11 protein-coding genes are annotated in these 25,893 nt (G+C 56.7%); 5 read left to right on the forward strand and 6 right to left on the reverse strand.

The window, feature by feature from the left end:
* The first annotated feature begins 388 nt into the window (after nt 1-388).
* Entirely contained in the window at nt 389-2,851 is a 2,463-nt protein-coding gene (locus tag AC5S27_RS11370) for a heavy metal translocating P-type ATPase (protein ID WP_493934677.1), read from the forward strand.
* Between the two features lie 353 nt (nt 2,852-3,204).
* Here the strand turns inward: AC5S27_RS11370 and AC5S27_RS11375 are convergent, their stop codons facing one another.
* Nucleotides 3,205-6,780, reverse strand: a complete 3,576-nt coding sequence (locus tag AC5S27_RS11375) for an alpha-mannosidase (RefSeq protein WP_493934678.1) — start codon at nt 6,778-6,780, stop codon at nt 3,205-3,207.
* A gap of 732 nt (nt 6,781-7,512) precedes the next feature.
* On the opposite strand from AC5S27_RS11375, the gene AC5S27_RS11380 reads away from it, so the two are divergent.
* A complete protein-coding gene (locus AC5S27_RS11380) occupies nt 7,513-10,872 on the forward strand; it encodes a beta-sandwich domain-containing protein (RefSeq protein ID WP_493934679.1) in 3,360 nt (1,119 codons plus the stop codon).
* Between the two features lie 154 nt (nt 10,873-11,026).
* Nucleotides 11,027-11,257: an HNH endonuclease gene (locus AC5S27_RS11385; RefSeq protein ID WP_493937304.1), complete on the forward strand. Its 231-nt coding sequence runs from the start codon at nt 11,027-11,029 to the stop codon at nt 11,255-11,257.
* A gap of 135 nt (nt 11,258-11,392) precedes the next feature.
* Here AC5S27_RS11385 and AC5S27_RS11390 read toward each other — a convergent pair whose 3' ends face one another.
* A complete protein-coding gene (locus AC5S27_RS11390; protein ID WP_493934680.1) occupies nt 11,393-13,777 on the reverse strand; it encodes a winged helix-turn-helix domain-containing protein in 2,385 nt (794 codons plus the stop codon).
* 311 nt (nt 13,778-14,088) lie between these two features.
* Here AC5S27_RS11390 and AC5S27_RS11395 point away from each other — a divergent pair, with 311 nt between their 5' ends.
* Nucleotides 14,089-17,880 (forward strand): FG-GAP-like repeat-containing protein, encoded by a 3,792-nt coding sequence (locus tag AC5S27_RS11395; RefSeq protein ID WP_493934681.1) that lies wholly within the window; start codon nt 14,089-14,091, stop codon nt 17,878-17,880.
* Between the two features lie 112 nt (nt 17,881-17,992).
* Entirely contained in the window at nt 17,993-21,610 is a 3,618-nt protein-coding gene (locus tag AC5S27_RS11400) for an Ig-like domain repeat protein (RefSeq protein WP_493934682.1), read from the forward strand.
* Between the two features lie 178 nt (nt 21,611-21,788).
* Here AC5S27_RS11400 and AC5S27_RS11405 read toward each other — a convergent pair whose 3' ends face one another.
* The 4 genes from AC5S27_RS11405 to AC5S27_RS11420 are packed head-to-tail and all read right to left on the reverse strand — an operon-like array spanning nt 21,789 to nt 25,889.
* Complete coding sequence (locus tag AC5S27_RS11405; protein ID WP_493934683.1) at nt 21,789-23,351, reverse strand: aldehyde dehydrogenase (NADP(+)); 1,563 nt, start codon at nt 23,349-23,351, stop codon at nt 21,789-21,791.
* Between the two features lie 47 nt (nt 23,352-23,398).
* A complete protein-coding gene (locus AC5S27_RS11410; protein ID WP_493934684.1) occupies nt 23,399-24,328 on the reverse strand; it encodes a dihydrodipicolinate synthase family protein in 930 nt (309 codons plus the stop codon).
* The gene (locus tag AC5S27_RS11415) at nt 24,310-25,656 is read right to left on the reverse strand and encodes an FAD-dependent oxidoreductase (protein ID WP_493934685.1); all 1,347 of its coding nucleotides are present in this window, start codon (nt 25,654-25,656) and stop codon (nt 24,310-24,312) included. Before AC5S27_RS11415 ends, AC5S27_RS11410 begins: the two co-directional genes overlap by 19 nt.
* Entirely contained in the window at nt 25,653-25,889 is a 237-nt protein-coding gene (locus tag AC5S27_RS11420) for a (2Fe-2S)-binding protein (RefSeq protein WP_493937305.1), read from the reverse strand. The genes AC5S27_RS11415 and AC5S27_RS11420 overlap by 4 nt, the downstream gene beginning before the upstream one ends.
* Nucleotides 25,890-25,893: the final 4 nt, after the last annotated feature.

The raw sequence follows: 25,893 nt of genomic DNA on the forward strand, positions 1-25,893 counted from the left end.
CTTCGCCAAACTGCTTGGGTTTAGACCTCGGGTGAGTTGCGTGTTTTGGCGTGACAAAACACTTCCAACAGCTAGTTCAAATCTCGGCGTACCGCACGAGAATTCGTGGCAGGCGAGAGACCGAAGCTGTGCCGTCTGATCACATTTTCCCCGATACCAGCTTGCGTGATTGAACTCTGCCGAAATGATGTTTCAAGCAAGATAGTCAGCGAATCCTTTCAACGATAAAAGAGCGAAACTTCAGAGACGAAACACTCATGCAGGCCGGTGCATCGAAGGCATAGAGCGGCGTACCCGATTGACCATACTAGGCCAGTTTCCAAACTTACCTTGAAGTTCTTACCGCTTCGATCCAAGGGAAGACGACGCTCTCACGAGAGGCTCCGCTATGGGCAAAGATGTCAATCAGACGATCCGGCTGGTTCGGGATTCGGTTTGTGGTATGCAGGTCGATCCTGCAACGGCGATATCAGTGGTTCACAGCGAAGAAAAGTTTGCCTTCTGCAGCAACGAGTGCGCAGCGAAGTTTCGGCATGATCCAGCCAAGTATGTCCCCAGGACTCAAGTAGTCTCACCGCAGAAAGACTTAGGCAAAAATCAGGCCGCTGGGGACTTTACCTGCCCCATGCATCCGGACGTTCATAAGCCTGAACCTGGGAACTGTCCGAAATGCGGAATGGCGCTCGAGCCCTCAATTATTGAAACCGCAAAGCCAGCGGTGCAATTCACCTGTCCGATGCATTCTCAAATCGTCCGCGACAAGGCAGGAAACTGCCCCATCTGCGGGATGACTCTTGAACCTACAAACGTGGCGTTAGGCTCAGAAGACTCGCCCAATCCAGAGCTGGCGAGCATGACCTTCCGCTTTTGGGTTGGAGTAGCGCTCACGTTGCCGTTGCTTGCCATCATGGTCTCTGACATTGTTTCTGGACACCCAATTCAACATCTGCTGTCAGGATTACAACTCGGATGGATTGAGTTTGGTTTAGCTACGCCCGTGGTGCTTTGGGCGGGCTGGCCATTTTTTGAGCGGGGATGGGCGTCCGTCGTCCATCGCAGTCTTAACATGTTCACTTTGATTTCGATTGGTGCAGGTTCTGCCTATCTCTACAGCGTCATCGCAGTGCTGGCTCCAGGTATTTTTCCCGCAACCTTCCGAGACATGTCGGGCAATCTTGGTTTGTACTTCGAGGCTGCATCGGTGATCACAGTCCTGGTGCTCCTTGGACAGGTTCTGGAACTCAATGCCCGTAGTCAAACGAGCAGTGCAATTAAGGCGCTGCTTGAACTTGCGCCGAAAACAGCAAGGAAGATTTCCGCTGATGGAGAGGAGGATGTACCCCTGAGTGAAATTCAGGTAGGGGACCAACTCCGCGTGCGTCCCGGCGAGAAAGTCCCGACGGACGGCGTAGTCATGGATGGACGAAGTTCAGTCAACGAATCGATGGTGAGTGGCGAGCCCGTTCCGGTGGAGAAGATGGTCGCTGCGAGGGTAATTGGCGGCACGATCAACGGCACTGGCAGCTTCGTGATGAAAGCTGACCGCGTGGGATCCGATACCCTTCTGGCCCAGATCGTAAAGATGGTGAGTGCGGCGCAAAGGACACGTGCACCCATTCAACGCCTTGCCGACAGGGTTGCTTCCTATTTTGTCCCCGCGGTTCTGGTCTCATCTGCAATCACGTTTGTGGTCTGGGCAATCTATGGTCCCCAGCCACACTATGCCCACGCGATTGTGAATGCAGTCGCTGTGCTGATCGTTGCCTGTCCGTGTGCTCTAGGGCTGGCAACTCCGATGTCGATCATGGTCGGGACCGGGAGCGGTGCACGCGAAGGCGTCCTCATTCGAAATGCGGAAGCTCTTGAAATCTTCGAGAAGGTCGATACCCTGGTCGTGGACAAGACGGGAACCCTTACCGATGGCAAGCCACGACTCACCGAAGTAATTCCAGCCGAAGGCTTCGATGAGCAGGACCTTCTACAATCGGCCGCAAGTCTGGAGAAAGCAAGCGAACATCCGCTGGCTGCGGCGATCCTCGCAGGCGCAAATGAGAGGAAAGTTGCGCTGATTGACGTCGCAGACTTCCAATCGATTACGGGCAAGGGCGTCACCGGAAGCCTGCTGGGGAAAATCATCGGCATAGGCAACGCAGTGCTCATGCAAGATCTTGGCGCTAATCCGGACGCACTCAAGAGTCGAGCAGAAGGCCTGCAGAAAGAGGGTCAGACTGTGATGTTGATTGCATCGGATGGGCGGTTTGCTGGACTGATCGCGGTAGCTGACCCGATCAAGGATTCGGCGGCAGAAGCAATCAAGGAATTGCAGGAAGCCGGAATCAAGGTCGTGATGGTTACGGGCGACAATCACACGACAGCAGAGGCCGTCGCCCAAAAGCTGGAGATTGATTTCGAGGCTGATGTTTTGCCGGAGAAGAAAGCTGAAGTTGTGAGGAAGCTCCAGTCTCAGGGGAGTATTGTCGCTATGGCTGGGGACGGTGTGAATGACGCGCCGGCATTGGCACAGGCTCAGGTCGGTATCGCAATGGGAACAGGAACCGATGTGGCCATGGAGACCGGCGGAATCACGCTTGTAAAAGGCGATCTCAGGGGCATCCTCAAAGCCCGTCTGCTCAGTCAGCGCACGATGAGCAACATTCGTCAGAATCTCTTCTTCGCTTTCATCTACAACATCTTAGGTATCCCGCTGGCTGCCGGAGTCCTCTACCCAGCGTTTCATCTTCTGCTCAACCCAATGGTGGCCGCCGCAGCCATGAGTCTCAGTTCCGTATCCGTTATTACCAACGCGCTAAGACTTAGATCGACAGGCAGCGATCCGAAAACGCCGAGGTAGATCGTCCTTGCGCTGTTTTGCTTCGGGAAAACTACTCCTGCTGCGTCGGCAGTGCTTTCACAGCATCGCCACGGTCGATACCCCGAATGTACTGAGCGATCAGATCGCATTCGTGATCATGGGCTCCTGAAGTCGGCGCCCTCGCCAAGTTTTGATTTCAAGGGTAGCCGGGCAAAGCACAACAGGATTCTCGGCCGTCGGAGCTGTATGAACGCTCGTCTATAAGAAAGCTGGTACTCAGTTGGGTTGGAAGCCTTCAAGATTGAAAAAGCAGTGAGGGTTCAAGACTAGCGCTGGTCTGCGCGGTCATTCAACCCCCACTGCTCGATATAAGACTTCTTGCGTGGAACGGGTTACTTCTTGGCGGCTTCGAACTTCTCGGTTCTGCTTGTTCTATCGAGAGTATCGAAGAGTGGTTGAGCTGGGCTTACTGCCGGTTCTTCCTTGGCTACTGAGATACCCAGGATTCGGACGTTGGCATTTTCGGGGAGCGTGATTGTCTTAGTGCCGGAGGGTAAGTCGAGCGCGTAGACGAAGAGGTAGCTGTACTGGTAAGGCTCGTTGAGGCCATCGGCGGTGTGGTGGTGAGAAACGTACCAGGCCAAGGTTGCAGGCTTGATGTAGCCGGGACGGAGGCCGATATAGTCCTGCGGGTATTTGGGGGACCAGTCGGGTGTGCCGCCGCTCTTGAGATCCCAATCCTGGTGGTTTGCAGAGATGGCATAGTCTTTGCGGAGCGCAACCTGGTGTTCGGGTGTTCCGCGACGACCGCCCTCAGTTACAGTTTCAGGCTTGGGCTTCCAAAGGCGCGTGTCCCATTGGCCGATGAAGCCGCCCCAGTCTTCCACGGTGATGCGTTCGGGAGTCTTGCCGACTTTGAAGGTAGCTTGCTGGTCGCCATCTGCCGAGGCGGCGAGTACGTAGACCTTGTTGAAGCTGCCTTGAGGGAGATCGATGGTCTGGCCCTTGGCGACGACAGCGTTTGGCTTGCCGGTCCCGGCGGGGACGAGGGTAAAGTCGACTCCGTCGATCTTGAGGCTGGTGGGGAGCATCTCGGCAGGCAGGGCATTGCCTTGCTTGTCAAAGCCGCCGACCGACTTGGTGTCGTCATTGCTGGCGACGGCTAGGTCGTAGTTGAGAGTGACAGGCTGCGAGGTTACACCGGCTTCGTGGACGGCGGGCGCGCCGAACTTCAGAGCGAAGGTGCGCGGCTGATAGGGCTTGAAGGAGGTCTGGAGAGCACCCTCAGTGACGGTCGCCGAGCCGAGAGGCAGCTCTTGTCCGTTGACTTCGCGGGCGGCTTCAACGGGGCCGGCGAACTTGACCTTGACGTTGTCCGCGGGCTTGCCGTTCAGCTCGACGAGCCGGATGACGATTTCGTCGCTGATCTCGGACTTCTTGAGAGCAAGGACGCGGATGTTGGGGTTGTCGATCGAGAGCAGTGAGAAGCTCTTGCCTAAGGTTCCGGCGTGCTTCGCGGTGTTGAAGGCGATGAGCGGTGTGCTGAGGCGGTAGGCCTGCCAGTCTGTCCTGCCCTGACGCCAGTCGCCAGCATGACCGGCGAGGCCGAAGAGGATTTCGTGGTGGCCCCAGTCCTGGTTGAGCTCGTCGGTGTAGGCGCCCTTCATGTGAGATGCCTCGCCAGGCGAACGAAGCAGCGTCAGCCGAATGGTGCTCTCATCGCGCTTGTCCGAGCCGTTCTTGACATCGGTGAGGATGGTGGCGCCGAAGCTGCCGGACTCGTCGGTCTGATCAATCCAGTGATGCGACGCCACTTCAAACTGGCGGTCGAAGGCAACGGGACGTTGGATCGTGCCGACTTCCCAGTTGTACGTCGCGAGCTTGTTAGTTGCCGCGAGCGGGAAAACCGCCTTGACGTTGGCAGAGAGCGAACGCCAGTCGATCGATTCGCCGAATTCGACGCGGTTGCCGGCGTCTCCTGCGGAGAGGCGAACGGTCTGGGCGAACTTGGAGCCCTCGCCTTCGCGGGTTACTTCGATGGCGATGCGTGCAGGGCCGTCCTCGACGATGCGTGCCTTAGCCATCCCGCCGATGAAGGCGCGGGGAGGAGCCTGCTCCTGGTCGAAGTCCATGTTCCACGCTGGCCAGTTGATGGGCGCGTCGTTGTTGATGGCGAGACGCATGGGGCTGGCGAGAAGTTCTTTGTTGATCGACTTATCGAAGATGCTGCTGACATCGCCTGCTGCGTTCAGGCTAACCTTGTAGCGGGCGTTCTCGAGGGTGGAGTCGGTGACCTTCAATTCCTTGGAAGTCTCGGACTTCTTGCCTTCGCGAACGTCATAAACGGCGTAGCCGACAGAGGGGACTTTAGCGAGGAAAAGAACCTTGCCATCCTTGATCTGCGCCGGGACTTGGTTGCCATCGGGACCGAAAACTTCTACCCCTTTGGTGCTGCCGCCTGGAACGGTTGCTTCCACAATGTCTTCGCGCTCGATGTTCAGCGGGTTATAGACAAGGATGGGGGTACCTTTAACCTCTGTGTCCAGAGCAGAGGCGATGGACTGAGTCGCGCTGGTGAGGACGTCCGCGAACTGATTGGACGCAATGATGTCGTCATTCTGCGCGAACTCATAGGCGCGTGGAGTTGCTGTGCCCGCGCCGGTGTCATGGAACTGGCCGCCCATGACCAGGGTCCAGGCGTTGGTGAGTTGTTCGTGCGGATAAGGACGTCCGCCCATCCATGCCGCTGCTACTGAGGCCTTTTCCGCGGCGTCAGCGAGGAGCTCGTTCTTACGGTTCCAGCGCTTGTGATAGGCCTGCGAGGTGAGTGAGCCGGCGGAGTGATTGATGAGTTCAAGATCCCCCTGATAGGTCGGCATCTTGGTCTGCATCTCGGGCTTGATGTCGAGGAACATCTGGTCGGCGGTGGCGGAAATGACCTTGACCGGACCATCGCCCATCCTGACCGGGGTGCCGGCGGTCACGATATCGCCAGTCGCTCCAGCGGGCGTGGGTGAGAACGTGGTGGGCAGAACTGCTTCGCCGCCGGTGACGGTGGCTTCAAGGAGCTTGACCGACTCTTCATTGGTGGCCCCGCCTATGTCGCCTGTCCCGACGTAGTGGTAGTCAGCGTAGACGCCTGTGGCCTTGCCGTCGATATTGATGCGGGATGGCCAGTCGACTTCGCGGCGTCGGCGTAGGGGTGAGCCGGCGATCGGTGGTCCTTCCGGCTCAGGGGACTTGCTGAGATCGGAGGTGATCTGGCTGCCGTAGTCGCCGGGATTGAGGGCGGCGAGGATGGTTTCACCGTCCGGGCCAGTCCAGATGCCTACGTTGAATGGGATGCCTTCGGGAGTTTTCTCCGGTGAATCTGGGCCGCCGATCCGGGGAGCAGGCTGCCACGCTGCACTCAGCTTCTGGGTGGAAAAACCCTTCACTCCGGAGGCGGCGAGGATGGTTGGCAGCGAAGCGGGGAAGCCAAAGCAGTCCGGCAGCATGTATTCAAAGCTGGCTTTGCCAAACTCGTGGCGATAGTAGGTATTGCCATAGAGCACCTGGCGGAAGATGGATTCGGCGCTGGGAAGGTTCACATCGCCTTCTTCGACCGAGGAGCCGGTGGGGAACCATTGGCCTTTGGCGACATACCCCTTCAGGCGCTCGTAGTCGGCCGGGTAGTACTCTTTCATGAGGCGGTAGCGGTTGGAGCCGGACCAGTTGAAGACATAGTGTGGATACTTATCCATGTAGTCGAAGTTGACGCGCATGGTCTTGAGCAGGTATTCGCTAATGACTTGCGGATATTCCCAACGCCACTGGGTATCGAGGTGGGCATACGGGACCACGTAGAGGGTCGGCTGCTTGGTGATGTCGGGGGCAGTCATGGTCTGCGCTTGAGCTGAATTCAATACGGAAGCGAAGGCAAAGGCGGCGATTGCGGCGAAGAGTGGATTTCGGTGGAAGCGGGACACTGGGACCTCACGTGGAGAGAAAGTTGACGCTAGGTGAACTGCGGGAGCGGTGGAATGGTAGTACTGGAGCGTTCCGACGAACGAACGGAGAAGGAATTGAGTGGTATCGTTTCCACTACAATGACAACCGTATAGTAGAAACCGCTGTCTAGGACTGTCAAACGGGAAATTCAAAACTTGCGGCAAGACCTGCTGATTTGAGGCGAATCGAGCATGAGCATGCCTTGATGAACTCACGGCGCAAATTTGGTCGCCAAAATTAATCGTCAGGAAAGTACTCACAGCATCATTTCGGACAGAAGTAGATCTAAAACTGGAATCGATACCATTTGTTGGTTTAGGTTTGTATAATTCCGCTGACATTGAATCCTGGTGTTCATGTCCCGCCATCTGCGCTTGGACTTGCGCGTATCGAACGCGTAGGGACCGTCACCCAATTCTCAGCAGTTCAGTTCCTATGGTACTTCTCTGCGCTCACTTTGTTTTTAGTTGCAGTAGCACAGAGTTGTCCTTGTTTCGCATGCCTCTTTTCTGCCTTGTTGTGTAGTTTTCTGGCCAGCTGCATGTAATTGGATTTACGCAGCAACTTCATCCAAGCACGCCAACCCCTGCTCATGCAGGATGGAGAAAAGAGATATGCGCCGAACCTCCTTCCCACGTCTGGGATTTTTAGCCCTAGCAACATTTGTAGTTGCCATGATTTTCGCTGTGCCGTCCCAAGGCCAACAGAGAATGGCTCTTCCCACACGGCTTTCCGCTCCCGTTGGAGCTCCTGCTCTCGGTCGTTTACCTGCTTCCCAGCGCCTTGGATTTTCGCTGTCGCTGCCGAATCGCAATCAGCAACAGCTCCAATCGCTCATCAAACAACTCAATGACCCCACAAGTCCCCAATACCGGAAATATCTGAGTGTTGAGCAATTCACGGAGCAGTATGGGCCGACTCAAGCGGATTATGACAAGGTTCTCACCTACGCCAAACAGCATGGTCTGACAGTAACGAAGACCTATGCAAACAGGAGTCTGGTCAATCTCTCCGGTTCGGTCGCGACGGTCAATGAAATCTTCCGGGTCACAATGGGGCAGTATCAGCACCCGACTGAGAATCGCAAGTTCTATGCGCCGGATGTCGAGCCCACGATCGACAAAAGCCTTCCCGTGTTGAGTGTGCATGGCTTGAGCAATTACAACCTGCCGCGCCCGATGTTGAAACGCGCTTCAGCCGGCGCATTGCTGAAGAGTGACACCACGGGTTCTGGCGATGGCGGGCAGTTTCTTGGCAGCGATATGCGCGCAGCGTATGTCCCCGGAGTGACCTTGGCTGGCGCAGGGCAGTCGATCGGTCTTATCGAACTCGGACCCTACAATTTGAGCGACGTGCAGGCGTACTTCACTGCTGTGGGTCAGCCGCTCAAGGTTCCCATCTACAACGTTCTTCTCGGTGTGGATGGTGTTTGCTCGGGCACCCCTTCGTCCGGTGGATGTGATGACGGCGAAGAAGTGATCGATATCCAGCAAGCCATCTCCATGGCGCCGAATCTTTCGGCCCTGATTGTTTATGAAGCTTACGGTGACAGCGATGCACTTGCTGCATTTACGCAGGCTGCAGCTGACAACGTTGCAAAGCAACTCAGCCTGTCCTTTGGCTGGGGTGGCACACCGGACACTGAGCCAGGTTACGAACAGATATTCATGGAGCTTTCGGCCCAGGGACAGAACACGTTTGTTGCCTCGGGCGATGGTGGAGCTTCGGTGGGTACGGTTGGCTATCCCGGCAACAGTCCCAACATCACTGACGTTGGTGGAACTGACCTGACAACGGCGGGGCCTGGCGGCGCGTGGGTCTCCGAAACGGGATGGGTTGGCAGTGGTGGCGGGTGGAATACAGAATCCCCAATCCCTGCCTATCAGAAGTCCGCGATCACACAGCAGAATCAAGGGTCGACCGCATACCGCAATATCCCTGATGTTTCGATGGAAGCGAACACGGACAATTTCTTCTGCGCAAATGGTTCGTGCTCGGGCGGCATCGGAGGTACCAGCCTCGCTGCCCCTCGCTTTGCTGGTTTTCTGGCATTGGCGAACGAGCAGGCGAATGGGCTTGCAGTTGGATTTGTGAATCCTACGATCTACGGTATTGGACAGTCCGACAGCTACAAGACCGTTTTCCATGACATCACCTCGGGCAATAATTTCAATGACAGCAGCCCAAATCTTTTTACTGCCAATGCCGGCTATGACCTGGTCACCGGATGGGGCAGCCCCAACGGCGCGAGCGTGATCGCCGCCCTGGCTGCTTACCGCGAAAACACGCCGAATTTCACTGTTGCCGCAACTCCATCAACAATTCACCTCACTCCCGGCAGCAGCGGAACAACTACCATCGCCGTTGCCCCGACACACGGCTTCAGCGGGAATGTGGCACTCTCGATCTCACTGATTGGCGCTCCGACTGGCGTCTCCGCAAGTCTGAGTTCAACTTCGATTGCCACCTCTGGCTCGTCGATCTTGAACGTGTCAACGACGAGCGCGACTCCCGGCGGCACGATTGTCATCGCTGTGAAAGGCACGAGCAATGGCATCACCCAGACGGCTTACATTACGCTCGCTCTGCCGGATTTTGAACTGACGGCGACGCCTTCGGCTCTGTACGTCAATCAGGACAACTACGTCACCGATACGATCTCCGTGGGTCCGGAAAATGGGTTTGCGGGTAAGGTTGCTCTATCTCTCTCAGGGGGATTGCCCTACGGAGTGTTCGACATCTTGTATCCTTCGAGCACGAAATCGCAGAGTACGCTGGCCGTTGCGGCCGCCGGAAAAGCGTACACGCAACCAGGAAGGTCCATCAGTGTTGTCGGTACTTCAGGGAGCATCACGCACACGCTCTCTTCGCTCACGCTGGCCGTCAGTGCGGGCCTGGGTAAATGCGGTTCCGGTACGCCGATCAATCTAGCCTCCTCTTACAACCTTCCCGCTATCTATGCCGACGGAAAGACTTTCACCAGCGGTGGATTGGATGGCGGTGGAGCAGCGTATTCAGCGACGGTCCTGACTTCGGCTCGTGTTCTCGACGGTACGCAGTTCCTCTTCGGGCCGGCCAATACCAATGACGCCGTCTACGGAGCGGGCCAAACGATCGCACTTCCTGCCGGCAAGTTCAACACGCTCCAATTGCTAGGGACCGGCATCGATGGCAACCAGACGTCACAGACGCTTGTCGTAACCTACACAGACGGAACGGCGACAACTTTCTTGCAAAATTTCAGTGACTGGTTCAGCCCCAATCCGAATGCGAATGAGGCGGAAGCTGTTGCCATGCCTTACCGAAACACGTCTACGGGTACAAAGGACAATCGCCCTTTCAATGTGTATGGCTACTCGTTGCTGCTTGACCCCACTCGCTCCGTCAAGAGCCTTACTCTTCCGAACAATCGCGCTGTCATCATCCTCGCTGCAACGCTGGTTACTGAGCAGCTTGGCACGCAGGCGAATCTGACAACGGCGTTTAATGCTACGGGCATTTACAGCGATGGAACCACGTTCGCTGGCGATGGCGGTATCGACGCAGGTGGCGCGGCCTACTCCGGAAATCTGTTGGGAGATGTGACCGGTCCCACGAGCATCGTGGTGCATGATCACAAGTTCAATCTGGGCGCAGCGAACCAGCCGAACGTCGCTTATGCCAACGGACAGAAGATAGCGATGCCCAAGGGAGTCTTCAACGAACTCCATCTGTTGGGTACCGGAGTACAAGGAGATCAAGCATCGCAGACTATCCTGGTGCACTACACCGATGGATCAACGACGACGTTTACCCAGGGCTTCAGCGACTGGTTCACACCACAGGGATATCCGAACGAGTCCGTCGCAGTTCTCATGCCGTATCGCGATTTCAACGATGGCTCGCAAGATGCCCAAAACTTTAACCTCTACGAATACACTCTGCCTATCAATGCGTCGAAGACAGTTGCATCCGTAGAACTACCGCAGAATCGCTATGTCGTCATCCTCGGTATCACATTGAGCAACGATCCAGACGGCCCCAATTGGATTGGTCCGTGTGGTCTTCCGAAGGTGCCAGGTCTGAAGTAGGAACAGCATTCCATAATCTCCGGGTTCACTGCAGATGTGGACCCGGAGATTTCAACTAAGCCGAGCGATTCAGAATACGAGATCATTGTGCATGCACCGTAAGCCCGCTTCTCAGAGACAAGCAAAAGGGATACTGGCTAAGATCCGCGAGGAGATGTTCGCGGCAGATCCGACTTGCTATTACTGCCGGTCGTTGACGGTACTGAAGAGCGACGACACACTCTTGAGGAACACCGCGACTCTTGACCACAAGATACCGAAATCTAAGGGCGGACATAAAATATCGAGGCGCAATCTCGTCCTTTGCTGCCTGAGCTGCAATCAAGATAAGAGCGACAAAACCGAAGAAGAATATAGAGCGATACTGAGCGAAACGCTACTTTGACAGTCCATTAGGCCTTTCCTTTTCAGACGTTCCGTAGCTTCCGTTTGTTCCGTGCAGCGTCTTCTCATTACTAATCGAAAGTCGACCTTCCCTGGAAGACCAATCGCTCGATCGCGCTCCCTGGAAACGTCGATCTCACATCGGACCTTGCCGCTCCAATTCGCGTTCATAGCTGTGAAGCTGCTTCAGCGGTGGAAAATCCTGATCAGCGCGATTCCATAGCTCATCTAACTGGCGATATGCAATCGCAGCGTCAGTGCGGTCGCCGGTCAACTGAAGCGCATGCCCAAGTTCCAGTTGCGTGAGAGGAATGTATGGCGAGTCAGGCGCCATCACGCGGTGATCCAGCACACGTTTGAACTCCTCCGCCGCATCCCCGGGGCGCTTATTCTGGAGGTAGGCCAAGCCACGATAATACCCCGGCGCGAGAAATAGAAATTCATTGAAGTCATAAGGCCGCGATTTTTCGAGAAACTGTAAAGCGGCATCGGGATCATGTCGATTCATCGCAATTGCGGCGCGCGCCGAAGCCAGTGTTCCCAAATTGAGTAGCGTATTCAACGGAGCTTCTGATGCGGCCTTATCGGCATCAGACTGGGCCTCGGCCACAACCCCCGCACGGCCCAATGCCAGGGATGCGGACGCATACAAGTCCGCTCCCTTGGCAGCTAGCCGTTTGGCACTCAGGATTTCCGCTTGTGCGTCCCGTGTCAGCCCCACGTCAGCCTTGAAGGTAGCTTCGTTCAGCATCGTGCCGGCGGTGAACTCAATCATGTCGTTCTTGAGTCCAGCCTCTTCAGTCTTTCGGAACAAACGCCAACTCTCCGCGCTCATGCCCCGGCAGAGGGCGACCATGGCGGCTTCCTGCAGGATCAGTCCTTCTTGCGGTTTACCCTTTGCCCATTGCAGCTGGCGCGCCATTGCGGCCTCGTTGTGCTGCGCATAGGCGCCCTGGAAGCAGTGCATGTGAAATACAGGCGAATTGTTCTGCTGGCTCATCGGCCCGTCGCACAATGCATTGAGCGAAGCATAGTCTCCGACTTTCAGATATGCCTGGACCCAGGTGCCATACTGAAGGTATGCCGTCGGGTCCGACTGAATCGCGGTCTTGGCCAGCGCCACGGCCTTCTCGGGTTGGCCTAACAGAAGGTACTCGATTGCCAGGTTGTTGATTGGCGCTACATCCTGCGGATAGATCTTGTGCCACAACTCATAAGCTTCGATTGCTCGATTGATTTCGCCGGTCGTGAAGCCGTAGTAGTTGGCCGTGATGTAAAGCCGCTCCCGGTCCGTCGTACGCCCACGCAAAGCGAATGCCTTCTCAAAGTTTTGTTGACTTAGCACGTATTCGCCGGAGTTGAAGAAGATGGCACCCAACCGGGCGTAGGCAAGTGCAAACTGTGGATCGAGATCAGCAGCAAGCTTGTAGTCTTGAATGGAATCTGATTCCGACCCCGTAGCCCGCTTCTCTTCAGCTTGGGTGAAGGCTCGCAACGCCGCCAGGGAAGTCGTCGTAGCCTGGCTCAACGGCACATGGAACTTCTGCAGAGTGTCATCCGGCTCCCCCAGCCGTCGACGCATCTGTTCTGTTACCAGATTGAGCGCAGGCAAAATGTCGCCTGTCGAGTCGGCGTCGATCTTTTCCGAATCCAGTAGCTGTCCATCCGAGCATGTCCATGCCGTGAGCGCTATCTCCTGGCCTATCTTGTGGGGCGTCAGCTGTCCACGCAGAAGAGTGTGGCCCTTCAATAAACGGCAGGCACTGAGCTCCTCCTCCAACGTTGCGGTTTCGGGATTTCGCACCAGGTCACGGAAAGCCCTGTTAGCAACAAGGCTCAGAAATGGCGATTCCTCCAATTTGACTTGGAGCGCAGAGGACAGCGTCTCGTCCATATCGTGGTTACCGGTTTCGTTGACAAAACCTCCCACCACCACCGATCCCGGATGTGTGTCCCCCATAAGACCTTCGCGATGTCGGTGGGCCTCGAGAATGCGGAGCCCCATCCAGATTCCAACGCTTGAAATCCCCACACCGAACGCAGCGGCTGCCCACCTCATCGCACGCCTAGAGAACCGCAGGCGCCTCTTCCACGCCCCGTACCGATTGCCATGTAACGATTCGACGGTAGATGGCTCCTGCGTATGCGGAGCGGTCTCCATCTCCGCCGCAGAGATATCTGTCGCGATAACGGCCTCAGCATCTGCCGACACACGGGCAATGAACTTGTAGCCCTGCCCTGAGATCGTCTTGATGAATCGAGGACTGTTGGCATCATCACCGAGAGCCTCGCGTAATTTGGTCGCTGCTACCCGAAGGCTGCCTACTTCAAGCGGGTTCTCCGATTGGCCAAGCCGCTTACACAGTTCCTCGGTCGACATGACCTGACCGGGCGTTTCGAGCAGCAGGAGAAGTAGACGAAAGGGCAGATCCTGTATCTTGACTCGCTTTTCATCCCGTAGCAAAACTCCAGAACCGGCGAGCACGCTGAAGCCATCAAATCGAAAAATAGTGTATGTCAATGAGTATGAATCCTGAACAAACATCCCAGATTCATTGTAGCTGTCGCATCACGAGAGCTTTCACGGCACGGAGTCGTCAGGAAAGATTCTCGCAAGTAATTCATAAAATAAGACTTATTCCGTTAATGTCAGTTAATTTGGGGTAATTTAATTTCTGTTGACATTAACTTCGGCTTGCTTTGTTCTCAACCTCGGACTAGGTCCTTTCATAAGAATTTTGAGCTTGTCGCGCCTGCCACCTGTTGAAATCCCGCGGCGCCGCAAATTCCGGCTAACTGACTCACGTCTTCACTCACTTCCCAAGGAGTTGTATGAGAAAGAAATCTTTCGGTCGGCGGATGGCTGCATTCGTGCTGACTGCAGCAATCACCGCGATCACTGGCTGGTGTGCAAGCTCTGCAAAACCCAGAACGGCGGAAGCCTTAGCCGCACACCATGGCGCGTCTACGACAGCGGACTCTGGCGGTAACTCGCCCATCCCAACCCGCCACATCGCTCCCCAGTTCAAGACCCCCTTCGATCGCGTAATCCAACCGAAACTCACCGAAATCATTCGGACGGCCCACCAGCAGGGAATACACCCTGATTCGAAAGTCAACGCTGCCGTTCGTCAGTTCGACGCAACAGGGGCAGGCAACAGCAGCAGTCCCAATTTTCCGAGCTTTGTCGCGGCGCCTTTCTACACCATTGACAGTGTCTCCACCGGAGACGGCAGCTCCATCGAAGTCTCGGTGACCGGTGACTTCAACAACGACGGTAAGCCGGATCTCGTAGTTGGCCAGGCCGGGGGCTCGATTACCACCTTCCTCAACTCAGGCAACTTTCAGGATTTCAGCAACGCCATTCCGTTACCGCCGAATGCCAGCCTCAAGTCCCAGGTTCCATTTTTGACCGCCCTGGTTGCCGTGGATATCAACGGGGATGGCAATCTTGACCTCGTTGGCGAAGACAACGGTGAGTACCAGATTGCGGTCTGGCTCGGCCACGGCGATGGAACCTTCGGCGACGCCGTAACTTACTCCGTCCAGCCGCAGTCCGGAGCAAGCTGGTTTGAAGGCGGCGCCATGCTGGTTGGCGATTTCAACGGCGACGGTCACCCCGACGTCGCGGCCATCACCATCGGGCAGGACTTCAGCAGGCCTCTGAAGACGACCATCGCCGTGCAGACCTTTCTCAATCAAGGGGACAACGCGGGCTCGCTCATCGTGCCCACGACCGAGAGCGACACCGCATTTTCCGATTTCTACTACTCCCATCCGGGTCAGGCTGCGGTTGTCACCAGTGATAGCGCCACCCCGGCAGGGATCGCTTTCCTGCTCTACTGCTATGGCTCAAACACCGCCGCCAAACAAGGGGAGAGTGTCCTCTACATTGCCAGCAACGGCGACGGAACGTTTACTAAGCCCGTAGAGCCTCAGGCAGGAGCTATTCCCGTCACCACCTACGACCAGGGCAACGGATCTTTCTACGCGACCAATCTCAGCGTGCCGATCGCTTCCGCCTCCAAGCGCAGCGGCAACGCCGCTCCCAGCGCCAGTGTCGGAGTTCCGACAACAGATATTGTCTTCGCGAACGGTGACGGTGCCATCTACGACATTCCGTTCAAGCCTGGCACCACCAGCGCCGTGCTGCCCGCGCCCAAGATTCTCGCAGGTGCGAACGAGAATGACCCAGGCTCCCTGACTGCCTTCACCAAATCAAGAAGTAAAGATTTTCAGAAGTCCTCCGTCTCGTCCCATGACGCTGCACTTCCGTCCACAGGCTCGCCGATCCCCAACATCAGCTCGCTCAATCTCGCGGATATGAACGGTGACGGTAACCTGGACCTGATCGTCTACACGTCGGGATCAGCCCTCATATATCCGGGAGCCGGCGACGGTACCTTTGGCCTTCCGGCTCAGGTCGTGGGTGGCATGGGCGGCTATCAGCAGCCTCAACCGGCGGACTTTGACGGAAGTGGCCATAACTCCTTCTTCTGGACCGACGCCTATCTCAATCACCTGGGCTACTATCGCAACCTCGGCTCATTGAATTCAGCTGGCGCAGGTCAGTTCTATGCCGCCCCGACAGTCTCAGGACAAGCCGGAAACCACGACATCCTTGGCGGGAATCTGCTGGTGCAGGCCACCGGCGATTTCAACGGAGATGGCCTTCAGGACGTCATCGCCTATGACTTCACCAACTCCATCGTGAATGGAATACCGGATGTTGTCCTCGGCATCAACAACGGTCACGCCAACACCGGGAATCAGACCAGCAACTTCACATTCAAGACCATCATCCCCGGCATGACCCTCTACGACGAAAACGCGGCCTTCGTTGAGCCAGTCACCTTTCGCAGTGGCTCGGGAACCAGCTTCCTGCTCGTCACAGGGTACGGCGTTCTGCTCTATACCGGCGATCTAAACGGCAATTTTGGACCGCCTGTTTCGCTCAATCTCGGCGTGCACACCGACTGCACCCTCAACTACGCGGATGCTGGCGACATCAACGGCGACGGCGTTCCGGACATCGTCATCCCTTACGGTGGCGATCTCGCCTGCGGAGGCCTCGGCTCAACTCCATCCGGCTACTTCACCTTCCTGGGGACAGGAGCAGGCTCGTATCAGCCCGCGACCTTTACCCAGCTTGGCGGCGCACTCTACATGGTCAAGCTCATTAACTTCAATGGAGCACCCGGCAACCTCGACCTCGCCGTGGATGACCTCGATAACATCGACGCCTACTACAGTGTCTACGCAATTCCCAACAATGCCGATGGCAGTGGCACTTTCAATACCGGTGCTCTCACCGAAAATGCCAATGGGTACATCGTCTCCGACATCATCCCCGGCGACTTTAACAATGACGGCTTGCAGGATCTCACGCTGACCACAGCGGGCCAGGCAGTGGCCGGCTCCTTCAGCACTGTTCCCGACACTACCGGTGTTCTCATGCTGCCGTCACTCGGAACAAAGGGATACTTCAACTTCGGCTCGCCCAACCTCGTCGATGGAGGCTTCTACGCACTCTGGGGTTCCTATGCAGATTTCAACGGCGACGGATACCCGGATCTCGCAGTTGCCACGGTGAATAATGACTACGGCCTCGCTCATCCTCTCCGTCCCCCGCCGGACGTACCGCTGGTACAGATTCTTCCGAATCAGCATGGCTCGTTCGGTCCCGTGCTTACCGAGCTCGATTCCGCGCAGGATGTCCGGTCAACGTATCTCTTTACCGGGAATTTCGGCAACACCGGTGGCGCAGATCTGTTGGTTACGAGCAACTTGAACACTGCTGAGTTCCTCAATCAGGGGGCGAACACGCTGAGCTTGACAGCCTCCGCCGTCACGCCTGCGCAGGGATCGGCCGTTACACTGACCGCTACCGTCAGCCAGGCTGCCAATGGCTTCGTACCGAGCGGCTCGGTCACCTTCTCAGACAACGGAGCAATCATCGGCGCAGCCCCGCTCAACGGCGCCGCTGCAACATTCACAACTTCATCGCTTCCAGTCGGCCAGAACAGAATCACCGCAAATTATTCCGGGGATGATCATCACAATGCATCCTCTGGCGCCGTTACGGTTAGCATTAGCCCTCTGGCTCCCATGTTCACTCTCACGCCCACGACAACTACTCTTGCGGTTCAGCAGGGCGCAACCGGAACGATCACCTTGAGTCTCGCATCGAACAGCACCTTCGCCGGCGTGATCAACTTTGCCTGTTCCGGTGCTCCTGTAGAAGCGAGCTGCGCGGTAAACCCGGCAAGCGTCACACTCGGCCCAGGTCAATCGGGCAGTGTCTCGGTGATCGTAGCCACAACGCCCGGCAATAACCATTACCAAGCCAGCGACAAGTCACTGGGCAAGGTCGCCGGCGGTCTCAGCCTGGCCGGATTGCTTCTATTTGTCGCTCCCCGCCGGCGCCGGATCTACAGCACGATGGGTATCATCGCCTTCGCGTTGCTCTCCGTGGTTTCCATGGCGACGTTGAGCGGATGCGGCAGCAGCAATCGCTATCCAGGAACGCCCATCGGCAACTCGACCATCACTGTCACGGCTACCTCTGGCTCCATCACACAGACTCAGACGATTGCGCTGACGGTCACAAAGACACAGCAGTAATTACTTGGCGAATGGCCGCACCGCAGCAGATGCTGCACTGCGGCCATTCGCATGCAAAGCGCTCAGGCAGGCGCGACCGGCAACACATACGATTTTGGAGGGCTCTACCCGCATGTTGCTTCTTTCGAATTTATGGCGTAACTTTGCACTTCTTCTCTTGTCTATATTGATCGCAGCCGCAGCATCGGCGCAGCTTCCCGCTAAGGTTTCAGCCTCTCATCCAGGCGCCCCGCAGCCACTGATTACCCAGCCCATCGACGAAAGCCGTCTTGTCGCATTGACTGGCAGTCGCCATCCTCTGGCCACCGCCGCAGCAGATCGCGGAGCGGTGTCCGACTCCATGCAAATCGGCCGAACGATTCTCATGCTGAAGAGCAGCGATGCGCAGCAGGCATCGCTCAAAAAGCTTCTTGACGACCAGCAGAATCCCAAATCCTCCAACTACCATCAATGGCTCAAGCCGGAGCAATTTGGAGCCCAGTTCGGAGCAGCACCGCAGGATGTCCAGAAGATCACGCAGTGGCTCGAAAGGTATGGCCTCCAGGTTGAAGCTCCAGTCCCGGGCCGGAATCTCATCTTCTTTTCAGGCACGCATGCACAGCTCAAAGCAGCCTTTCATACCGAACTTCACACCTATCAGGTTGATGGCAAGTCCTACTACGCGAACGCGGGGGATCCGCAGATCCCCGCAGCGCTCGCACCGGTTGTTACCGGTTTTTCTTCGCTGAATAACTTCCCGCGCAAAGCACTGCACACACAGTCTCAAATCATTCGCCGTGACAAATCCTCCTGGAAGCTGGCGGCTTCGTCGAAGGAAGCGCATCCGCAGTTCAACACCCCGTATCAGGGGCAGACGCTGCATGCCATCGCTCCCTATGATCTTGCCACTATTTACAACTTCAAGTCTCTCTGGGATGCGGGCATTGACGGCACCGATCAAACCATCGCGATCGTCAGTGACACAGATATCAATACAGCAGACGTCGATTACTTCCGTAGCACATTCGGTCTTCCCGCCACCAGGCTCAACGTCATCTACTACGGAGTCAACCCCGGTCCCAACGGAAATGAAGGCGAGGCTGATCTCGACGTGCAGTGGGCCGGAGCAGTCGCCAAAAACGCAACTATCGACCTCGTTGTAGCAGCGGACACCGCGACTTCAGCAGGTATCGACGCAGCCGCGGCCTACATTATTAACAACAACCTCGCGTCCATTCTCAACGTAAGCTACGGAGAATGTGAACTCGCGCTAGGCACACAGGGCAATCTCTATTACAACCAAATCTGGCAACAGGCAGCGGCGCAGGGCATTACCGTTCTGGTAGCCACAGGCGATGCAGGCTCCGCGGTATGCGATGGCAATCAACCCTATGCACAGCATGGCCTAAGCGTGAGCGGCCTCGCATCCACGCCCTACAACGTTGCGGTTGGCGGTACTGATTTCTATGCTTCCTTCGTCAATCCTGATCAATACTGGAACACCGATAACGATAGCACCACCCTCCAGTCTGCGAAGAGCTATATTCCTGAGTCTCCGTGGAACGACAGTTGCGGCAGCACGCAGATTCTTTCCGTTCTCCAGGCTGGCGGCGTGACGGATAAAACAACGGAAGCACTCTGCAATGACGCGAACGAACAGTACTCCTTCCTCACAACGGCAGGAGGCTCGGGCGGCGCCAGCAACTGCTCCATCCTCAACAGCGACGCTACGGCGTGCGCAGGCGGGACCGCAAAGCCAGCCTGGCAAAACGGTATCAAGGGCATTCCCAACGATGGTGTTCGTGATCTGCCTGACGTCTCTCTCATGGCAGGCAACGGCATCTGGAGCAGCCTCTATGTTTATTGCCAGTCTGACGCCACCGGGATCGGAGCCTGCGACGTGAACAACGCCTTTGAAGGCGCAGGCGGAACATCCTTTGCAAGCCCCATCTTTGCCGGCATGCTAGCCCTGGTCCAGCAGAAGTCGGCATCGCAACTGGGTAACGTCAATTACACGCTATACAAGCTCGCAACTGCCCAATACGTCAAGAGCGGCAACGCAGCCACTTGCAGTGCAGCTAACGTCGCCATCGGGAACTCCTGCGTCTTCTACGACATCACCGATGGCACAAATGCAGTTCCATGCCTCAGTGGAACTACGGACTGCACAGCTTCAGCAACCGGCGATCAATTCGCTGTCCTGCCTGGGTTTGACGCTGGCGCAGGCTACGACCTCAGTACCGGCCTCGGATCTGTCAACGCCTTCAATCTCGTCAATGAATGGAGCACAGCCTCAACCACGTTTCTGCCCACCACAAGCACCATCGCAGCGGCAGGTACGACAACAGCGCAGTATGGCACTCCTGTCAACGTGACCATCTCTGTAGCTCCAACATCCGTCTCTGGAACTCCCAGCGGCGATGTAGGGATCACTACCAACAGCACGATTGCAGGCAACCTCTCGATCGCCGCTGGCACGCTCTCCAACGGCCAGGTCACTATTCCGGCAAACTACATGCTGGGTGGGACCTACCAACTCTTCGCTCGGTATGCCGGCGATGCAACGTTCGCGCCCAGTGTCTCTTCCGGCCTCACGGTCAACATCATTCCGGCAAACGCCGGGGCCACTTCGCTGACAGCAAGCAGAAACTCGGTCGCAAGTGGACAGTACGCCACGTTCACGCTCTCCATTCCTGGCGTGCCGAACGGCGTCAATCCTACAGGGACTGTGATTTTCACCAACACAACTACCGGAAAGACTCTTGGCACACAGCCTGTAACCGTTGCATCTTCGACGACAGCGACTCCGTTCTCGAGTGCGTCCATCACTGTCGTCGCCGCTACCTTGCAATCGGGCGCGAATACCATTGCCGCGACCTATTCCGGGGACGAAAACTACAGATCAGCTTCTCCAGCCACAGCTTCTGTCAGTCTCATCGGAGCATTCACCGCTGCCATTGACCCTGCCTCACTGACGATCGCAGCCAACACCTCCGGTAGAGTCTTGGTCACAGTCACACCGAATGGCACAACCGCACTAAGCGCTGCGGTAATGAAATTCGCCTGCCCGTCCAATTTGCCTGCCGGACTCACCTGCGCCTTCAGCACTCCGGTCGCAGCAAGCGCTGGCTCTGTTACCTCAACACTTACCCTACAAACCGTATCCCCGCTCCGAATCAAGCAGAATACGCGGGCTAGCAATACGCCTGCGCGTCGCGGATGGCTTGGTGCGGGCGGTGTGGCAAGTCTCGCAGGGCTACTGATGCTCGGCCTGCCAGCACGCCGCCGTCGCCTATTCCACCTGATAGCGTTGGTAGCCTTCGCTTCCATGTCATTCGTTATTGGATGCGGGGGTTCGAGTTCCCCTGCAAAGACGCAGCCATTGATCGCGACAACAACGGCACTGTCCTTCTCGTCGTCCGTCCCGGCTTTCAACACACCAGTAACTCTCACTGCCAAGGTCACAGCAGCATCCGGCAGTGGCTCACCAACCGGTAACGTAACCTTCATGTCTGGCGGAAAATCGCTGGGCTCGCAAACGCTGACTTCCGGCACCGCTACGTTCTCCGCAGCATCACTCCCCGCCGGAAGCCAAACGATCACCGCCGTTTACGGAGGCGACTCAGCCTATGCCGGATCCTCCAGCACAGCGGGCATTGTAGACGTAGTTTCCTCAAGCACGATTGCGATCAGCGTGACAGACAACAATGGCAATAGCAGCAGCGCAAATCTTGCTCTCACAATCCAATGAGCTGAGTGGGTTAAACATTCAGCTGTCAATCCAAATAGCACACAGACGGCAGAGAGGATGGCTCACCCATCCTCTCCTTCCGCCGGGATCTGAAGTCGCAAGACTCAGATCCCGATCTGCATCTAAGAGCCGTGGCGAGTGGCAAGGATACAAGCAGTAAGCTATTCGTCGAGATAAATCACACGGTATTCAGACCAATCCACTTCCCATTCCACAGCCGAAGTATGCCGAGAGGATTGCCATCCTGCAGAGCTTCGGGTAAAGCCTCCTGCGGCAGTCCTTGGTAAGACACTGGACGAGCGAAGCGGAAGATGGCCTGACTACCGACCGAAGTCGACCGTCCATCCGACGTGGCTGGATACGGTCCGCCGTGCACCATGGCATGCGACACCTCGACACCGGTAGGAAAGCCGTTGAAGATAAGCCGGCCCACTTTGGTTTCGAGAATCTCCAGCAGATCCGCGTATGCGCGAAGGTCTGCATCGGTGCCCAGGATGGTTGCGGTAAGGTGACCTTCCAGTCCGCGTGCGGAGTTCAACATCTGCTCGCGATCAGTGCAGTGCACCAGCAAGGTCGTAGGACCGAAGACTTCTTCGGACAGTGTTCGATCGGAGAGAAACTCACTTCCGCTCGTCTCAAGCAACGTGGGCTGTGCAGAAAAGCCCTCGCCACCGTGCGCACCCTTTGCAGTTTGCAGTCGCTCTCGCTGTTGTTGCGTTCCCCCATAAGCGCTTGCGATGCCTGCCGTGAGAAGGGAAAACGCAGGACCATTGCTGGTCGCTGCACGTAACTGCTCCGTAAAGCTGTCCGCCTGCTGCGTTTCCACAAACACCAGACCTGGTTTGGTGCAAAACTGTCCACCCCCCAGAGTGAACGAACCATGCAGCCCAGTAGCTAATTGCTGGCTGCGTTCCGCAAGCGCACCGGGAAGGATGAACACGGGATTACTGCTACCCATTTCTGCGTAGACGGGAATGGGATGAGAGCGTTGCGCAACCAGGTCCATCAGCGCGCGCCCACCGAGAAAAGAGCCAGTGAATCCGACAGCACAAATATCAGGATGCTGCACGAGAGCCGCGCCCACCGCGTGCCCACTATCGAAGAGCAGCGAGAACGTACCGCCAGGAAAGCCGCAAGCGCGCATCGCATCGGCGATGATAGAACCCGCGATTTCACTCGTCCCCGGATGTGCCGGGTGTGCTTTGAATACGACCGGATTGCCCGCTGCAAGCGCCGAAGCCGTATCTCCTCCGGCCACAGAAAACGCGAGTGGAAAGTTGCTCGCGCCAAAAACTGCTACAGGTCCCAACGGACGCAGCATCGAACGCAGATCGGGCTTCGGCGGAGTTCTTGCGGGATCTGCGGTTTCAATGCGTGCACTTACCCATGATCCTTCTTCCACTACGCTGGCGAAGTGCCGTAACTGCCCGCTTGTTCGTGCGACCTCTCCCGTGAGACGTGGGATTGGGAGCGCCGTTTCAAGATGAGCCCGCTCAATGAGCTGCGGCGCAGCCGTATCATATTTGTCAGCGATAGTCCGCAGCAAGCGACCGCGCTCTGCTCCGGAGCTCCTGGCCAGCGATGGAGCTGCCGCCACAGCCGCTTCGACAGCCAGATCAACTTCGCGTCGCGATGCAGTCGCGTAACCCGGTTGCAGCGCTCGTCCGTTGCTGGGATCGAAGGCATGGAATCGATCACTGGCATCACCGGCGACCTTCTCTGCAACCTGGCCAGCGATCATAGAAAATCCTGTCAACTCCGGGCTATCGGTCATAGTGCCTGTCATCCTTATACTTCTTGCAACGTTGGGAATGGAGTGGACTTGATCAGAGGAAGGTTTGCGAGAGCTGTGTTGAGCAAGCTCTGAACCTCCTCCAATTCAGCACCGGCGAGCTCAAGCCTGGGGGGACGAACGCGTGCGTTGCCAGTACCGGTCTCGCCCTGGACCCACTTGATGAGCTGGACGAACTTGGGCACGGTATCAAGGCGTAACAGAGGCAGGAACCAGCGATAGAGTGCGAATGCCTCTTCGTGCTTGCCTGCGACAGCGAGATTGTAGAGCTCAACAGATTCCGCGGGGAATGCATTCACGAGGCCCGCAACCCAACCGCGCGAACCAGCGCCGACTGCCTCTACGATAGCGTCATCGACACCTGTGCAAATGGACAGCCGATCTCCAAGGATGGCTCGAATGGCAGTCACTCTTCTCACATCCGTACTCGATTCTTTGACCGCCTCAAGATTTGGAAATTCGCTTGCCAGTTCCATGAGCTGCTCAGGCAGATAGTCGGTCTTGTATGCCACGGGGTTGTTGTAGATCATGCACGACAGTTTCGTGGCCGAGAACACAGCCGCAACGTGCGCCTTCATTTCGCGCCAATCGGTGCTGTAGACATAGGGAGGCAAAACCATCAGGCCAGAGCAGCCGAGTTCTTCGGCTTCCTTTGCCAGACGCACCGACGCGGCAGTGGAAAGGGAAGAGATCGCTGCCACAACCGGCGTCTTCCTGGCTTCAGAGGCCCGCAAAGCCGTCTTAAGAATGGCAAGCTTTTCTTCGTGTTCGAGCGTCGCTCCTTCACCCAGAGAACCCAGCATTACCAGGCCTGAACAGCCGTTGTCGAGAAGCCATGAAGTGTGTCGGAAGAGCAAATTGTGATCGACTGCAAGATTGCTATCGAAGGGTGTCGTGGCGGCAGGCATTACTCCTGTCCATTGCATGGCATCTCCTGAAGAACTGTGTCTTGGGTTGTAAGAATAGAGCTCTCATCGCTGAGCGCAGCGACGGAAATTGGGAAGATCGGTGGTCGCACGGATTCAGTCTTCCAGCCAAAGAGGACTTCAGTGGCAGCGCTGCAAATGCGCCCCTGGCACGGGCCCATTCCGCAGCGCGTTTGAAGCTTGGCATCGGTCCAGGAACCATAGCGTTCCAGCAGTCCAAACGGAACATCCTCGCATCGGCATACCAGTGTGTCCTGCGCAGCAAGTTTTCGTACTTCCTGCCGAATTCGGAATGCCTTGTCGAGGCGCTTACCAAAGCCATGCTCACGGTCGCGGCGAGCATAGAGCGCCGTTGCACGCTTCAATTCCCCCGCAGCAACCAGACCGGCGATTTCTCCTTGGATCAATGCCGCTCCGAGCCCCGCGATGCCAGTAGGCTCGCCGGCGCAATAGACGTTCTCAACGGAAGTCCTTTGCTCGTCATCAACACTTACAAAGCCATCCTCGATCCGGCAGCCAAGCAGGGAAGCAAGCTCGGTGTTAGGTACGAGATGAAAGCCGCAGGCGAGGTAATCGCACTGCTCAGTCCAGGTGCGCCGGCCGTTCGTAAGCCGCACTGACTTCAAAGCAGTCTCACCCTCCGCGGCCACCGGCCAGCAACCAATCCGATACGGAACCTTCGACAAAGCCTTGCGATATTGCGCTCCTTGCAGCAGCTTGGATGGGGCAGTAATAAGTCCAGCCGCAAACGGCAATAAACGACTGTAGGAAGCTTGCTCCGCGATCGATACGATGAGCGCGCCTCGATCCTGCAGATATGCAGCTACTGCCAGAAGCAATGGGCCGCTTCCAGCGATGACGATTCTCTTGCCTTCCACAGGCAGGCCGCTCTTCGCCAGAGCCTGCAGGCCGCCAGCTCCAAACACTCCTGGCAGCGTCCATCCCGGAAAGGGAAGAAAGAGCTCCCGCGCTCCGGTCGCAAGAATCAGACTTTGCCATTGGAAGCGCTCAATTCGCTCTTCGCCGCCATCTTCAACAATCGACGCTACGACATTTCTCTGAGGCGCATCAACCACGCATCTTCCGGCAAGAAACTCCGCGCCGGAAGCGTGGAGAGCAGCGACAGCCGCTGCCTTTTCCCGCTCTCCTGAACTGCGCTCTGTCTTCACACCATCGCGCCAGATCTGCCCGCCACACGCCCGGTTGTCATCAAGAATGACAACGCTCTTTCCGTACTTCGCCGCAGCAGTCGCCGCACTTATCCCGGCAGGACCAGCACCTACGACAACAACATCCACACTTCGTACAGGGGTGATTGTCTGTCTCATCGCTGTGTCACCACTTCCATACCTTCGCGACATTCCAGTTGACATGTCCGGCGCTGCGCAAGGCCGTCGACAACCGCACGGCACTCAAAGCAGATCCCCATGCCGCAAAGAGGACCTCGAGATTCACCTACCACAGATGTACGACAGGCAACGCCAGCAGTAAGCATGGCGACACTTACAGTCGAACCGTGCGGCACCGTGATGCGCAACCCATTGATCGACAGACTAACCATCGAC

The sequence above is a fragment of the Acidicapsa borealis genome, assembly GCF_059115245.1.

Bases quoted from the DNA above. Each gene is read 5' to 3' on its own strand.
- AC5S27_RS11395 (WP_493934681.1), top strand. From the start codon at position 14,089: ATGAGAAAGAAATCTTTCGGTCGGCGGATGGCTGCATTCGTGCTGACT.
- AC5S27_RS11420 (WP_493937305.1), bottom strand. From the start codon at position 25,889: ATGGTTAGTCTGTCGATCAATGGGTTGCGCATCACGGTGCCGCACGGT.
- AC5S27_RS11410 (WP_493934684.1), bottom strand. From the start codon at position 24,328: ATGCAATGGACAGGAGTAATGCCTGCCGCCACGACACCCTTCGATAGC.
- AC5S27_RS11415 (WP_493934685.1), bottom strand. From the start codon at position 25,656: ATGAGACAGACAATCACCCCTGTACGAAGTGTGGATGTTGTTGTCGTA.
- AC5S27_RS11380 (WP_493934679.1), top strand. From the start codon at position 7,513: ATGGCTCTTCCCACACGGCTTTCCGCTCCCGTTGGAGCTCCTGCTCTC.
- AC5S27_RS11385 (WP_493937304.1), top strand. From the start codon at position 11,027: ATGTTCGCGGCAGATCCGACTTGCTATTACTGCCGGTCGTTGACGGTA.
- AC5S27_RS11370 (WP_493934677.1), top strand. From the start codon at position 389: ATGGGCAAAGATGTCAATCAGACGATCCGGCTGGTTCGGGATTCGGTT.
- AC5S27_RS11400 (WP_493934682.1), top strand. From the start codon at position 17,993: ATGTTGCTTCTTTCGAATTTATGGCGTAACTTTGCACTTCTTCTCTTG.
- AC5S27_RS11405 (WP_493934683.1), bottom strand. From the start codon at position 23,351: ATGATCGCTGGCCAGGTTGCAGAGAAGGTCGCCGGTGATGCCAGTGAT.